Origin of the sequence: Streptomyces violaceus (assembly GCF_036014075.1) — a bacterium.
Lineage (GTDB): Bacteria > Actinomycetota > Actinomycetes > Streptomycetales > Streptomycetaceae > Streptomyces > Streptomyces violaceus.
This window is the reverse complement of sequence record NZ_CP107911.1, coordinates 2318785-2333934: the sequence shown is the minus strand read 5'-3', so window position 1 is coordinate 2333934 and position 15150 is coordinate 2318785. Positions and strand designations below refer to the sequence as shown.

At 69.9% G+C, this 15150-nt stretch carries 9 protein-coding genes; 6 read left to right on the top strand and 3 right to left on the bottom strand.

All coding sequences use genetic code 11. The features are described 5' to 3' along the window. Positions 1-26: 26 nt before the first annotated feature. Both OG542_RS10360 and OG542_RS10355 read right to left on the bottom strand, forming a co-directional pair. Positions 27-1229 (bottom strand): trypsin-like serine peptidase, encoded by a 1203-nt coding sequence (locus OG542_RS10360; protein ID WP_328410153.1) that lies wholly within the window; start codon positions 1227-1229, stop codon positions 27-29. Between the two features lie 194 nt (positions 1230-1423). After that, complete coding sequence (locus tag OG542_RS10355; protein WP_328410151.1) at positions 1424-2647, bottom strand: trypsin-like serine peptidase; 1224 nt, start codon at positions 2645-2647, stop codon at positions 1424-1426. A 331-nt stretch (positions 2648-2978) separates the two neighbouring features. On the opposite strand from OG542_RS10355, the gene OG542_RS10350 reads away from it, so the two are divergent. The 4 genes from OG542_RS10350 (at position 2979) to OG542_RS10335 (ending at position 9906) form a co-directional block, all read left to right on the top strand. Then, on the top strand, positions 2979-4514 hold the full coding sequence (locus OG542_RS10350) for an aminotransferase class III-fold pyridoxal phosphate-dependent enzyme (protein ID WP_328410149.1): 1536 nt from the start codon (positions 2979-2981) through the stop codon (positions 4512-4514). Between the two features lie 186 nt (positions 4515-4700). Further along, on the top strand, positions 4701-6617 hold the full coding sequence (locus OG542_RS10345) for an IucA/IucC family protein (protein ID WP_328417853.1): 1917 nt from the start codon (positions 4701-4703) through the stop codon (positions 6615-6617). A gap of 79 nt (positions 6618-6696) precedes the next feature. Continuing rightward, the gene (locus OG542_RS10340) at positions 6697-7617 is read left to right on the top strand and encodes a GNAT family N-acetyltransferase (RefSeq protein ID WP_328410148.1); all 921 of its coding nucleotides are present in this window, start codon (positions 6697-6699) and stop codon (positions 7615-7617) included. Positions 7618-7929: 312 nt separating this feature from the next. Continuing rightward, on the top strand, positions 7930-9906 hold the full coding sequence (locus OG542_RS10335) for an ATP-dependent DNA helicase (protein ID WP_328410146.1): 1977 nt from the start codon (positions 7930-7932) through the stop codon (positions 9904-9906). A gap of 173 nt (positions 9907-10079) precedes the next feature. Here OG542_RS10335 and lexA read toward each other — a convergent pair whose 3' ends face one another. Beyond that, entirely contained in the window at positions 10080-10859 is a 780-nt protein-coding gene (gene lexA / locus OG542_RS10330; protein WP_184589888.1) for a transcriptional repressor LexA, read from the bottom strand. A 631-nt stretch (positions 10860-11490) separates the two neighbouring features. Between lexA and nrdR the strand changes: the two genes are divergently transcribed. Further along, the gene (nrdR, locus tag OG542_RS10325; protein WP_328410144.1) at positions 11491-12051 is read left to right on the top strand and encodes a transcriptional regulator NrdR; all 561 of its coding nucleotides are present in this window, start codon (positions 11491-11493) and stop codon (positions 12049-12051) included. Positions 12052-12215: 164 nt separating this feature from the next. Beyond that, positions 12216-15098, top strand: coding sequence for a vitamin B12-dependent ribonucleotide reductase (locus OG542_RS10320; RefSeq protein WP_311128069.1), 2883 nt, complete (start codon positions 12216-12218; stop codon positions 15096-15098). Positions 15099-15150: the final 52 nt, after the last annotated feature.

Below are 15150 nucleotides of genomic sequence, written 5' to 3'. Positions count from 1 at the left end.
GGGAGCGGGCCTTCGGCGTGCTTCGGTCAGCGACCGCCGTACGTCTCGCTCATGTTCTGGTAGAGCGTCTCGGCGTCACGGCCCAGCTGCGGGCCCGCCAGCCAGCTGTTGTCGGCCGGACCGATCGAGGTGTTGGACACGAGCACGGACTTGCCGTTCCGCACCCGGAACCAGCCGCCGCCGGACGAACCGCCGGTCATGGTGCAGCCGATGCGGTGCATCGTCGGCAGGGTCGGGCTGAGCGAGAACCGGCCGGGGATGTCGACGCACTTGAACATCTTCAGGCCGTTGTAGGGCGGCGCGGCCGGGTAGCCCCAGGCGCCCATCTTGCGCGCCTCGGCCGCGGAGGGGGCGGAGAAGTCCACGTCCAGCGCGGCGCTGACCGTCTCCTCCAGGGACTTGCTGCCCCGCTCGGGCTTCACGTGCAGCACGGCGTAGTCGTACGCGGCCCCCTCGCCGCCGGTCTCCGAGCCGCCCTGGATCCACTGGTTCGAGGTCGAGGCCCAGTCCGCCCACCAGTTGCCGTACGGGGCGATCTCGGTCGGGTTCGCGTTGGTCAGCTCCGCCTCGGACTTGCCGTAGTCGTTGTAGGCGGGCACGAAGGTGATGTTGCGGTACCAGCCGCCGCTGCCGCCGGCGTGCACGCAGTGGCCCGCCGTCCACACCAGGTTGGACTTGCCGGGGTGGTTGACGTCCTTGACGACCGTGCCGGAGCAGACGGCCGGGCCGTCGGGGGAGTCGAAGAAGACCTTGCCGACCGGCGCCGCGTTCCGGTGGTACGGCGTCTTCTCCGCCTGCGCCCGGACGGGCGCGGGATCCGGGTCGCTGACGCCCTGACCGGCCGACGCGTCCTTCGTCGTGACCGTCTTGTCGGCCTCCTTCGCGGACTGCATCCGGTCCGGTTTCCAGAGGCCCTCGATCACCGGGTTGACGAAGTCCTTGGCGTCACTGAGCCACTTGTCCTTGTCCCAGTCCTTCCAGCCCCCGTCCTTCCACCGGTCGGCGTCGATCCCGTGCTCCTTGAGCTTGCCCGCGAGCTCGGCCGGGATCTGGACCTTGCCGCCGCCGTCCGCGGCCTGCGAGGTCGTGACGTCGGGCTTGTCGCTCGCCGAGTCCGCCGAACCGTCACAGGCGGTAGCCGTGAGCGCCAGGGCGGCGACGAGCCCGGTGGCGGCGAGGGCGGTGCGCCGCCCGCGCCTCGGTGCCGCGGACGTACGTGTGGAACGCATGGTGCGATGACCCCCGTTGGTGCGTGCAAAGGTGCTGCTGCGTGCGAATGTCATGTGCTTGTCACGCAGAGGCCGCAGCGTGGCCTCCGATGCGCGACACCCCACTATGCCCGGGGAGTTGAGTGCGAACGGCGGTGGGCCGGTGAAGGTTTCCGTGAGTCCCCGGCCCCACCACCGCGCTGATCAGCCTGCCGTCAGCGGACCGCGAACTTCTCGCTCACCGAGTCGTACACACCCTTGGCCACGTCGCCCAGGCGCGGTCCGGCCAGCCACCCCGACGTCACCGGGCCGATCGAGGTGTTGGACACCAGCGCCGGCTTGCCGTCCGCCCCCGGCGCGACCCAGCCGCCGCCCGACGAACCGCCGGTCATGGTGCAGCCGATGCGGTACATCGTCGGATCCGACGCCGTGACCGAGAGCCGGCCGGGCCGGTCCTGGCACCGGAACAGCTTCTGCCCGTCGTACGGCGGCGCGGCCGGGTAGCCGATCGCCGTCACACTCTTCGCCTTCGGTACGGCGGGAGCCTTGAAGTCGACCGGCAGTGCCGAACCGACCATCTCCTCCAGCGACTTGCCGCCGCTGCCCTTCTCCGGCGTCACATGGATGACCGCGAAGTCGTACGGAGCGCCGTCCCCGCCCGTCGAACCGCCCTGCTCGATCCACTGGTCCGAGGTCTGCGCCCAGTCGCCCCACCAGACACCGTACGGAGCCACGTCCTGACGGGTGGCGTTCTCCAGTTCCGCGACCGGCTTGCCGTCGTCGTTGTACGACGGCACGAACGCGATGTTGCGGTACCAGCCGCCCTTCTTGCCCGCGTGCACGCAGTGACCCGCCGTCCACACCAGGTTGGACTTGCCCGGGTGGGCGGGGTCCTTCACCACCGTCGCCGAGCAGACGGCCGAGCCCTTGGGGGAGTCGAAGAACACCTTCCCGGCCGTGGGGGCGTTGGCGTGGTACGACGGCGGCACGGCCTGCGCCTCGACGGGCTCGGGCGTGGGGTCGGTCACGCCCTGGTCACCGGCGAGGTCGCTGTCGTCCACGCCCTGGTCGGGCTCCTCGGCCTCCCGCATGCGGTCCGGGTCCCAGAGGCCTTCGATGATCGGGTTGATGTACTCGTTGGCCTCGCGCAGCCAGTCGTCCCGGTCCCAGTTCTTCCAGGCGCCGTTCTTCCACTTGTCGACGTCGATCCCGTGCTCGCGGAGCCGGTCCCTGATGTCGTCCGGGATCTTGAGCTTGCCGTCGTCGGAGGCGGTGGCGGAGGCGGAGGCCTCACCGCCCGCCGCGACATCGCCCGACTCGCAGGCGGTGGCGGTCAGCGCGAGCGCCGAGGCGAGGGCCACGGCGGCCAGCGTGGGGGAGTTCCTGCGGCGCGTCCACCCCCTTCGGCTGGTGGTGGACGACGGCCGTATGGATCGCATGATCTGACTCCCCCTGATGTGAACGAACTGGGACGAACTGGCGCCTCGGGCGCGGTGTCCGCCGAACTCGCGGGGAGTTCAGGCCGACCTCCCGGCGCCCGGGAACGGCACCACACACTATGCGCTGGCTGTGGGGGCGTTCCGACGGGACCGCAACAGTTCCGTCACGGTAAGGATCTTGAGGCAACCCGTAACCCGGTGAGCGGTCGGGGGTTGGTAGCGGTGGGGGGTCTGCTGTCTGTGTGCGGTCCTCTGTGCCCGTGCCCAGTGGGAGGTCAGGGAAGTCGTGGCGGAATCCACCCGTGGGGGATGTGCGTCAGAGGAGGCCGCTGTGGGGCGTACGCCGGTGAAAACCCTCCCCGGTGGTGCGGTCGACAGCGACACGGCACCAGGAACGCGCGTCGCACAGGAGGGGATTCTGCGCCGCCAGTCCGCGCGCGAGTCCGCGGCCCGGACCTATGCCCGGGCCCTGCCGATCGTCCCGGTGCGGGCGCGAGGGCTGACCATCGAGGGCGCGGACGGTCGCCGCTACCTGGACTGCCTCTCGGGCGCCGGCGCGCTCGCGCTCGGGCACAACCATCCCGTCGTCCTGGAAGCCATCCGCAAGGTCCTCGACTCCGGCGCACCCCTCAACGTCCTCGACCTGGCCACACCCGTCAAGGACGCCTTCATCACCGAGTTGTTCCACACCCTGCCGCCAGGACTCGCCGAGCGGGCACGGGTCCGGTTCTGCGGACCGGCGGGCAGCGACGCCGTGGAGACCGCCTGCGAACTCGTCCGCGCCGCGACCGGGCGGACCGGCCTCATCGCCTTCACCGGCGCCTGCCACGGAAGGACCGCCGGGCCGCCCGACGCGCCCACGGTCGCCCACGACGGGCGGGTCACCCGCCTGCCCTACCCGCAGGACTACCGCTGCCCCTTCGGAGTCGGCGGCGCGGCCGGGGCCGACCTCGCCGCCCGCTGGACCGAGTCCGTCCTCGACGACCCCGGGTCGGGCACGTCACTCCCCGCCGGGATGATCGTCGAGCCCGTCCAGGGCGAGGGCGGGGTGATCCCCGCACCGGACGCCTGGCTGCGGCGCATGCGGCAGCTCACGGCCGACCGGTCAGTCCCGCTGATCGCCGACGAGATCCAGACGGGCGTGGGGCGGACCGGCGCTTTCTGGGCGGTGGAACACAGCGGAGTGACCCCCGACGTGATGGTCCTCTCCAAGGCCATCGGAGGCAGCCTGCCGCTGGCTGTCGTCGTCCACCACGCCGACCTCGACACCGGGGAACCCGGCGCCCCCACCGGCGCCTTCCGAGGCAACCAGCTCGCCATGGCCGCCGGCACGGCAACCCTCGCCCACGTCCGGCAGAACCGCCTCGCCGAGCGCGCGGCGACTCTCGGTGCGCGCATGCTGAGCCAGCTCCAGGGTCTGACACGGGAGTTCCCCTGCGTAGGGGACGTGCGGGGGAGAGGGCTGATGATCGGCGTGGAGTTCGTGGATCCCGAGGGGAAAACCGGGGGAGACGGGCGGATTCCCGAGGCTGCGGCAGGTGGTGATGGGGTCGGCGGCGGGACGGGGGCACGCTGCCGGGACGATGCGGTGGAGGCGTTCACCGTTCCGGGGGCATCGGTGATGCCGGACCGAGCGCGCCGGCCCCTTCCCGCCTCCCCAGAACGGGCCGCCGCGGTCCAGCGGGAGTGCCTGCGGCGCGGCCTCATCGTCGGACTCGGCGGCCGTCAGGCGAGCGTCGTACGACTGCTGCCGCCGCTGACCCTCACCGACGAACAGGCGGCCGCCGTGCTGGACCGCCTGACCGACGCCATCCGAGCAGCCGCCCGGTGGCATGAGAGCGCGGCAGCAGTGCCGTTTGCGCCGTGACCCTCCACGCCGTGCCTGCTCACGCCGTGAGCCTGCATGCGGTGAGGCTGCATGCCTTGAGCCCTCGGGCTCCGACCGGCGAGCCGAATGGAACTCCTCGGCTCGCACCCCCGACCGTACGTCCTTGAACCACCCCATGAGGTACTCGTGTTGAACGCCGTCCCCGAGCCCGACGACCACGCCACGATGCGGGGAGAGGGTTCCGCCGAAGCCCCGCTGTCGGGCGCGTCCGTGAAATCGGCGGTCCCCGGTCAGAGGCGCGGGGCACCGCCCGCCGAGGGGCTGAACGCCGGCCCTGTCGCCGACCTTCTGGACCACCCCGACCCGCACATCGCCGCCCAGGCAGCCGCCGTGGAGAACCTGCTGCGCTGCTGGGTGCGTGAGAACAACCGGCCCGCCCCCGCCGACGGGATCCTCCGCATCCCCCTTCCCGCCAGCGGCACGGCCCTCCTCGTCCCGGTCCGCTACTGGTCCCCGACGGGCTGGCACCGCTTCGGCCTGCCGCGACTGGCCGACGCCCCCGACCACGCCCCGCCGGTCGATGCCGTCACGGTCGCCGCCCTGCTCACCAGAGAGACGTTCGCGGAAAGCCCCGACGCCTGTCGCGCTGCCGATGACGGCCTAGGAGGCGTCGGGCTGGTCGCGAGTGTCGCGGACTCCCTCCGCCGTGTCGCCGCCTTCGTCAGCGATCGCCGGGAACATCCGGCCGACAGCCCTGACCTCTTCCTGGCCGCGGAACAGGCACTCGTCCTCGGACACCCCTCGCATCCGTCGCCGAAGAGCCGCGAGGGCCTCTCCGAGACCGAAGCCCGGCTGTACTCACCCGAGTTGCGCGGTTCCTTCCCCCTGCACTGGATGGCTGTCGCTCCCTCCGCACTCGCCGCCGACTCCGCCTGGACCGAGCGCGGCCGCCCTGTCCCCGCCGCCCGGCTCACCGCACGCCTGGCCGGTACCGGCCTGTCGCTGCCGGTCGGGTACGCCCTTCTGCCCCTGCACCCCTGGCAGGCGTGCGAGGTCCGGCACCGTCCGGAGACGGCTGCCCTGCTGAACACGGGACTGCTCCGTGACCTAGGCACTCACGGCAGTCCCTGGCAGCCCACCTCCTCCGTACGAACCGTCTACCGAACCGATGCCCCCGCGATGCTCAAGCTGTCGCTGGGCCTGCGTATCACCAACTCCCGCCGTGAGAACCTCCGTAAGGAACTCCACCGGGGCGTCGAGGTCCACCGTCTCCTCCGCAGCGGACTCGCGCAGCAGTGGCATGCCGCGCATCCGGGCTTCGACATCGTGCGCGACCCGGCCTGGCTGGCTGTCGACGATCCCGACGGTGCCCCCTTGCCCGGACTGGACGTGGTGATCCGCCACAACCCGTTCGCCCCCTCCGACGACGTCTCCTGTGTTGCCGGACTCGTCTCGCCGCGCCCGAGCTCCCCGGCACGGCCGGGTGCCGTTCCGGACCGCCCGGAGACACACGGCCCAGTACTTCGGTCCAGGCTGGCCGAGGTCGTCACGCGTCTCGCCCGCCAGACCGGCCGACCGCTCGGAGCCGTTGCCGCCGAGTGGTTCCTGCGCTACCTCCAGCACGTCGTGCGCCCCGTCCTGTGGCTGGACGCCGAGGCCGGCATCGCTCTGGAAGCGCACCAGCAGAACACCCTGCTCCTGCTGGACGCCGAGGGCTGGCCCATGGGCGGCCGCTACCGCGACAACCAGGGCTACTACTTCCGCGAGTCCCGGCGCGCGGAGCTCGATGCCCGGTTGCCCGGCATCGGAGAGCGGAGTGACACATTCGTCTGTGACGAGGTAGCCGACGAGCGCTTCGCGTACTACCTGGCCGTCAACAACGTACTCGGCCTCATCGGCGCGTTCGGCTCCCAGGGACTGGCCGACGAGCGGCTGCTGCTCGCCGCCCTCCGCCGCTTCCTCGGAAACGTCGCCTCCGGTCCGGCCCGGCTGCGCACGTCGCTTCCCGCCCGCCTGCTCGACTCACCGGTCCTGCGCTGCAAGGCCAACCTGCTGACCCGGCTGCACGGCCTCGACGAACTCGTCGGCCCGGTCGACACCCAGTCCGTCTACGTCACCATCGCCAACCCCCTGCACTCCTGACCAGCCTGACCGTCCCCGACCACAACCGACCTCCTTCATCCCTGAGGACCTGCCGCCCCCTTACTGAGAGGAGCGTTCGGTGCCCTTCGCCGACCCCGCCACCGATCCCGGCACCGCTGTTCCCGTCACAGCCGGCCTCGGCTCTGCTGCCGGCTTCGATGCCTCCTTCGGTGCTCATTGCCGCGCCGGTTCCGACATCGACCCCCGCAGCGGAGCCGATGCGCATCCCGGTGCGGATGCCGGTGAGGAGGACGCGGGTGAGGGCGGGCGTGGCGAGGACACGATGGATCTGAGGCTCCCGGAGGAACTCGTTGCCCTCGTCGCGGACGACGCGTCCGACCGTCACGGAGTGCGGGGGCGGGACCAGGGCAACGCTCAACTCTCCGTCTCACTCACCGCGACCCGTGACACTTCGCTCCTCCCGACCGAGGCCGACCTCCTCGACCGCGTCGCCGAGTGGGGCCCGGCCCACACATCCGCGGGCGTCTTCCACCTCGTCCCCGTGCGCGTCGACCGTGATCTTCCGCTCATCAGCCGCTGGATGAACGACCCTGCCGCGGCGTTCTGGGAGCTGTCCGGACCGCAGAACGTGACCGAGAACCACCTGCGGGCCCAGCTCGCCGACGACGGACGGAGCGTCCCGTGTATCGGCGTGCTGGACGGAACGCCGATGAGCTACTGGGAGATCTACCGGGCGGACCTCGACCCGTTGGCCCGCCACTACCCCGCCCGGCCTCATGACACGGGACTCCACCTCCTCGTCGGTGCTGTCGCCGACCGGGGGCGCGGCCTGGGCGGTCTGCTGTTGCGAGCCGTAGCCGATCTCGCTCTCGCGCAGCGGTCCTCCTGCGCACGTGTCATCGCGGAGCCCGACATTCGCAACACCCCCTCCATCGCCGCTTTCCTGACCGCCGGTTTCCGGTTCTCCGCCGAGGTCGACCTGCCCGCCAAGCGGGCCGCCCTCATGGTCCGAGACCGGTCTCTTCGGCATCTGCTGTAGCGCTGTGTCATCGCGCCGTCACTCATTGAACGCGGCGCGTGATGCCGTGGTTCCCACGAGTCGCACGGTTTTCTCGATCTGTTCGACGATCTCTTCCTGTTCGTCGATCTCTTCGCGGATCTCTTCGTGCTTCCGCAATGGCCCGTCGGGGTCCGCTGCGACCTGCTCTGCCTCAACGGGCCACGGACCACCCGATCCATCCCGCCCGTCCTATCCCCCTACCCCCGCCGAGGAGCCCAAGGTCTTGATCCCGTCCCCCGCCACCGCCTTGATCACCCGTTTGTCAGTGCCGGGTCGTAGGGTGGTCGCGCTATGACGAAGCCCTCACTCCCCGAACTCCTGCATGCTGCCGTCACTGCCGTCGGCGGTACGGAGCGTCCCGGTCAGGTGACCATGGCCGAATCCGTCGCGGAAGCGATCGACGGCGGCTCCCACCTGCTGGTCCAGGCCGGCACCGGCACCGGAAAGTCGCTGGGCTACCTGGTGCCCGCGCTCGCGCACGGGGAGCGGGTGGTCGTCGCGACAGCCACCCTGGCCCTGCAGCGCCAGCTGGTGGAGCGCGACCTGCCGAGAACGGTCGAGTCGCTGCACCCTCTGCTGCGCCGTCGCCCGGAGTTCGCGATGCTCAAGGGCCGGTCGAACTACCTGTGCCTGCACCGTCTGCACGAGGGTGTCCCGCAGGACGAGGAAGAGGGCCTCTTCGACCAGTTCGAGGCGGCCGCGCCCACCAGCAAACTGGGTCAGGACCTGCTGCGGGTGCGCGACTGGGCCGACGAGACCGAGACCGGTGACCGTGACAACCTCACGCCCGGTATCTCGGACCGGGCCTGGGCCCAGGTGTCGGTGTCGTCGAGGGAGTGCCTGGGCGCCTCGAAGTGCGCGTACGGAGCGGAGTGCTTCGCCGAGATGGCCCGCGAGCGGGCCAAACTCTCCGACGTCGTCGTCACCAACCACGCGCTGCTCGCCATCGACGCCATCGAGGGCGCTCCGGTCCTTCCGCAGCACGAGGTGCTGATCGTCGACGAGGCCCATGAGCTGGTCTCCCGGGTCACCGGAGTCGCCACCGGCGAGCTCACTCCCGGCCAGGTCAACCGCGCGGTGCGCCGTGCCGCGAAACTCGTCAACGAGAAGGCGGCGGACCAGCTCCAGACCGCCTCCGAGGGATTCGAGCGGCTGATGGAGCTGGCGCTGCCGGGCAGACTCGAGGAAATCCCCGAGGACCTCGGCTACGCACTCATGGCATTGCGCGATGCGTGCCGCACCGTCATCTCCGCGATCGGCGCGACCCGCGACAAGTCCGTCCAGGACGAGGACGCGGTCCGCAAACAGGCTCTGGCAGCCGTGGAGAACGTGCACGACGTGGCGGAGCGGATCACGAACGGCTCCGAATGGGACGTGGTCTGGTACGAGCGCCACGACCGTTTCGGTGCCTCCCTGCGCGTCGCCCCCATGTCCGTCTCGGGCCTCTTGCGGGAGAAGCTCTTCGCGGACCGCTCCGTGGTCCTGACGTCCGCGACGCTGAAGCTGGGCGGCGACTTCAACGGCGTCGGTGCCTCCCTCGGCCTCGCCCCTGAGGGCACCGAGGGCGACGACCTCCCGAAGTGGAAGGGCATCGACGTCGGCTCGCCCTTCGACTACCGCAAGCAGGGCATCCTGTACGTCGCCAAGCACCTGGCGCGCCCGGCACGGGACGGCGATCGCGCGGACATGCTCGACGAGCTCACGGAGCTGATCCAGGCGGCGGGCGGCCGCACCCTGGGCCTGTTCTCCTCCATGCGGGGGGCCCAGCTGGCCGCCGAGGAACTGCGCTCCCGGATCCCGGAGTTCCCGATCCTCCTCCAGGGCGAGGAAACGCTCGGCGAGCTCATCAAGAACTTCGCGGCGGACCCGAAGACCTGTCTGTTCGGCACACTGTCGCTGTGGCAGGGCGTGGACGTACCCGGGCCGAGCTGCCAGCTGGTCGTGATGGACAAGATCCCGTTCCCGCGCCCCGACGACCCCCTGATGAGCGCCCGCCAGAAGGCCGTGGAGGACGCGGGCGGCAACGGCTTCATGGCGGTCGCCGCCACCCACGCCGCGCTCCTCATGGCCCAGGGCGCCGGCCGTCTCGTACGGGCATCGGGCGACCGCGGTGTGGTCGCCGTGCTGGACCAGCGGCTCGCGACGGCCCGGTACGGCGGTTATCTGAAGGCCTCGATGCCCGACTTCTGGTTCACGGCCGACCGCAATCAGGTGCGGAAGTCGCTGGCGGCGATCGATGCGGCGGCGCAGCAGACGGAAGCCGGATGAGTCCAGGGGGCCGGTCCGCGGCGGCGGAGCCACACGTCGGCCCCCACCACTCAGCCTCAGGCTGACCCGCGGGTACCGAACCCGGACAGCACAGGGCCCCGGAACCGGCGCAGAGGTCCCGGGGCCCGGTCAGAGGGCGGGCCCGCTGGGCCCACCCGACGCGGTGCGTGGCGTCAGACGCGGCGCAGTACGGCCACCACCTTGCCGAGGATGGTCGCGTCGTCGCCGGGGATCGGCTCGTAGGCCGCGTTGTGCGGCAGGAGCCAGACGTGGCCGTCCTCGCGCTTGAAGCGCTTGACGGTGGCTTCTCCGTCGAGCATCGCGGCCACGATGTCGCCGTTCTCCGCGACCGGCTGGCGGCGGACCGTGACCCAGTCGCCGTCGCAGATCGCGGCCTCGATCATCGAGTCGCCGACGACCTTCAGGACGAACAGCTCACCGTCGCCGACGAGCTGGCGGGGGAGAGGAAAGACGTCCTCGACGGACTCCTCGGCGAGGATCGGGCCACCGGCGGCGATGCGGCCGACCAGCGGGACGTACGACGCGGCGGGCTTGCCCGCGGTGTCCGTGGGCTGCACGGAGGCGGCCTGGTCCGAGCCGCGCACCTCGTACGCGCGCGGGCGGTGCGGGTCGCGGCGCAGGAAGCCCTTGCGCTCCAGTGCCATCAGCTGGTGTGCGACGGAGGAGGTGCTGGAAAGGCCGACAGCCTGACCGATCTCCCGCATCGACGGCGGGTAGCCGCGCCGTTGCACGGAGTCCCTGATGACCTCGATCACGCGGCGTTGGCGGTCGGTGAGTCCGGAGCTGTCTGCCCGGATGCCGGGAGGTCGTCCGGGCAAGGAACGCTTGTGCCCCTCCGGGTTCGTGGCTTCGTTCATCGCGTGCACCGGCTCGAGTCGGCTCTGGGAGCGGTCCTGGGCAGTGATGGTGGCACTGTCTGCGGTGGTGGTCACGTCGGCCCCTCTCGATGGTCTCCCTGCTGGACAACGGTAGTTGGTTTCGAAAGGTTGCGCCAAACACACGTTCGAGTGAAAAATCGCGAATCGACTGTCGCGATCATGTGTCCGGGTGTATTGGCTACCGCGTGGCCTGGCGGGCAAAAGGGCCCATTGCTGTACTCTTCACCGCCGGGATGATCGTCTGTGGACTGTTGCCCCAGTCTGCCATCCGGCATTCCCCTGCCCTGGGATCAGTCCTCATCTGTGCGGGAGTCCTACGCCCCCTCCTCGCGGCGCCCACGGTATCTCCGCATGTGCCGTAGCGATACGGCCGTGCGCCGACGGATGCCGCTGCGCGCGAGTGGCGCGTGCGATCGGACGTGAACGGCGGGGCGGCAGTGTGCGGTGAAGGCGGGCGTGATGCGGTCTGTCGCGCCCCACCTGCGTCTACGCATGCGACACGCGTGGACGGTGTGGATGTATGAGCCAATCCCCACATCTAGTGGTTGGATTGCAGCAGCAGCCCACAAGTTGTGGTCCCCCGGGTCTCAGTGCCCATGGTCATCGCCTATGCTTGGGACTGCTTCGTGGGGCGCAAGAGGCCCGGCGAGGCCATTGAGTCTGCTGTGAGGAGGGTTGGGAGTTCATGCACTGCCCCTTCTGCAGGCACCCCGACAGCCGTGTCGTCGACAGTCGTACGACCGACGACGGCACATCGATCCGCAGGCGCCGCCAGTGCCCTGACTGCTCCCGTCGTTTCACGACCGTGGAGACGTGCTCGCTCATGGTGGTCAAGCGGTCCGGGGTCACCGAACCCTTCAGCCGCACCAAGGTCATCAATGGTGTGCGCAAGGCGTGCCAGGGGCGGCCCGTCACCGAGGACGCGCTCGCCCAGCTCGGCCAGCGGGTCGAGGAGGCGGTTCGGGCCACCGGAAGCGCCGAGCTGACCACCCACGACGTGGGGCTGGCCATTCTCGGCCCGCTGCAGGAGCTCGATCTCGTCGCCTATCTGCGATTCGCCTCCGTCTACCGGGCGTTCGACTCGCTCGAGGACTTCGAGACGGCCATCGCGGAACTGAGGGAAGAGACGGGGCGCCCCCACGCGGACGACGGCGACCGCGAGGACACGGTCGCGGGGAGCCAGGAAGACGACCGCGGGTCCGGAGGGACGACACAGGTCCCCGAGCCCGCAGGCGCCGCCGACTGACCGGCGGGCCGGACCCGGACGGCAGCTCCGGGCCCGGCCGGGCGGCGGCGATGTGAAGACCTGTTGCGGGCGATGTGAGTGGGTGCCCGCAACACCAGACAGAACACCGTGCCACGGGAACAACGGGGCACTTCAGGGCGTTTTCGCCCGTACAGGGAGGCGGCATGACAGAGACGGCGAGCGGTCCGGCACGGAGTTCCCGCGCCAAGGGCACCAAGGCGAACAAGGGTCTGCGTATCGAGCGCATCCACACCACTCCTGGGGTCCACCCCTATGACGAGGTGGCGTGGGAGAGCCGTGACGTCGTCATGACCAACTGGCGCGACGGCTCGGTCAACTTCGAGCAGCGCGGCGTCGAGTTCCCCGACTTCTGGTCGGTGAACGCGGTCAACATCGTCACCAGCAAGTACTTCCGCGGTGCCGTCGGCACCCCGCAGCGTGAGACCAGCCTCAAGCAGCTGATCGACCGCATCGTGAAGACGTACCGGAAGGCCGGAGAGGACCACAAGTACTTCGCCTCCCCCGCCGACGCCGAGATCTTCGAGCACGAGCTGGCGTACGCCCTCCTGCACCAGATCTTCAGCTTCAACAGCCCTGTCTGGTTCAACGTCGGCACCAAGCAGCCCCAGCAGGTCTCCGCCTGCTTCATCCTGGCCGTCGACGACTCCATGGAGTCGATCCTCGACTGGTACAAGGAAGAGGGCATGATCTTCAAGGGCGGCTCCGGCGCCGGCCTGAACCTCTCCCGGATCCGCTCCTCCAAGGAACTGCTCTCCTCCGGCGGCAACGCCTCCGGCCCGGTCTCCTTCATGCGAGGCGCCGACGCCTCCGCAGGAACGATCAAGTCCGGGGGCGCCACCCGTCGCGCCGCCAAGATGGTCGTCCTCGACGTTGACCACCCGGACATCGAGGACTTCATCGAGACCAAGGTCAAGGAAGAGGAGAAGATCCGCATCCTGCGGGACGCGGGCTTCGACATGGACCTGGGCGGCGACGACATCGCGTCCGTCCAGTACCAGAACGCCAACAACTCGGTCCGTGTGAACGACGAGTTCATGACCGCGGTCGAGCAGGGCAGCCAGTTCGGGCTGCGCGGCCGGATGACCGGCGAGGTCATCGAGGAGGTCGACGCCAAGGCGCTCTTCCGCAAGATCGCCGAGGCCGCCTGGGCCTGCGCCGACCCCGGCATCCAGTACGACGACACCATCAACAACTGGCACACCTGCCCCGAGTCCGGCCGGATCACCGCGTCGAACCCGTGCAGCGAGTACATGCACCTGGACAACACGTCCTGCAACCTGGCCTCGCTGAACCTGATGAAGTTCCTGAAGGACGACGGCAAGGGCAACCAGTCCTTCGAGGCCGAGCGCTTCCAGAAGGTCGTCGAGCTGGTCATCACCGCGATGGACATCTCGATCTGCTTCGCCGACTTCCCGACCCAGAAGATCGGCGAGAACACGCGCGCGTTCCGCCAGCTCGGCATCGGCTACGCCAACCTCGGCGCCCTGCTGATGGCCACCGGCCACGCCTACGACTCCGACGGCGGCCGCTCCCTCGCCGGCTCCATCACCTCGCTGATGACCGGTACGGCGTACCGGCGCTCCGCCGAACTCGCCGCGGTCGTCGGCCCGTACGACGGCTACGCCCGCAACGCCGACGCCCACAAGCGCGTCATGAAGCAGCACTCGGACGCCAACGACAAGGCCGTCCGCATGGACGACCTGGACACCCCGGTGTGGGCCGCCGCCAGCGAGGCCTGGCAGGACGTGGTGCGCCTCGGTGAGAAGAACGGTTTCCGTAACTCCCAGGCTTCGGTGCTCGCCCCGACCGGCACCATCGGCCTCGCGATGTCCTGCGACACCACCGGTGTCGAGCCCGACCTCGCGCTGGTCAAGTTCAAGAAGCTGGTCGGCGGCGGCTCGATGCAGATCGTCAACGGCACCGTGCCGCAGGCCCTGCGCCGCCTCGGCTACCTCGAAGAGCAGATCGAGGCGATCGTCGCCCACATCGCCGACCACGGCAACGTGATCGACGCCCCGAGTCTCAAGCCCGAGCACTACGAGGTGTTCGACTGCGCCATGGGCGAGCGGGCCATCTCCGCGATGGGCCACGTCCGCATGATGGCCGCGATCCAGCCGTGGATCTCCGGCGCCATCTCCAAGACGGTCAACATGCCGGAGTCGGCGACCGTCGAGGAGGTCGAGGAGATCTACTTCGAGGCCTGGAAGCTGGGCGTCAAGGCGCTCGCGATCTACCGCGACAACTGCAAGGTCGGCCAGCCGCTCTCCACCAAGAAGTGGGAGGAGAAGGCCGAGGAGCCCGCCGCCGTCGAGGCCAAGGTCGAGAAGGTCGTCGAGTACCGCCCGGTCCGCAAGCGCCTGCCGAAGGGACGTCCCGGCATCACCACGTCCTTCACCGTCGGCGGTGCCGAGGGCTACATGACCGCCAACTCCTACCCGGACGACGGTCTCGGCGAGGTCTTCCTGAAGATGTCCAAGCAGGGCTCGACCCTCGCGGGCATGATGGACGCCTTCTCCATCGCGGTCTCCGTCGGCCTCCAGTACGGCGTCCCCCTGGAGACGTACGTCTCGAAGTTCACGAACATGCGCTTCGAGCCGGCCGGCATGACGGACGACCCGGACGTGCGGATGGCGCAGTCGATCGTCGACTACATCTTCCGCCGCCTGGCGCTGGACTTCCTGCCCTTCGAGACGCGCTCCGCGCTCGGCATCCACTCCGCCGAGGAGCGCCAGCGTCACCTGGAGACGGGTTCGTACGAGCAGAGCATCGGCGATGACGAGGTCGACGTCGAGGGGCTGGCCCAGTCGGCGCCGCGCGCCCAGGAGCTGAAGGCCGTCTCCGCGCCGAAGAACGAAGTGGTGGCCCAGCCCGCCCCGCAGCAGGCTCACACCAATGCCGAACTGGTGGAGATGCAGCTGGGCATCCAGGCCGACGCCCCGCTGTGCTTCTCCTGCGGTACGAAGATGCAGCGCGCCGGTTCGTGCTACATCTGCGAGGGCTGCGGCTCGACCAGCGGCTGCAGCTGACGCTGAGCGCCTGAGCCGATGACGGAGGGGCACCGCCTGCGGGCGGTGCCCC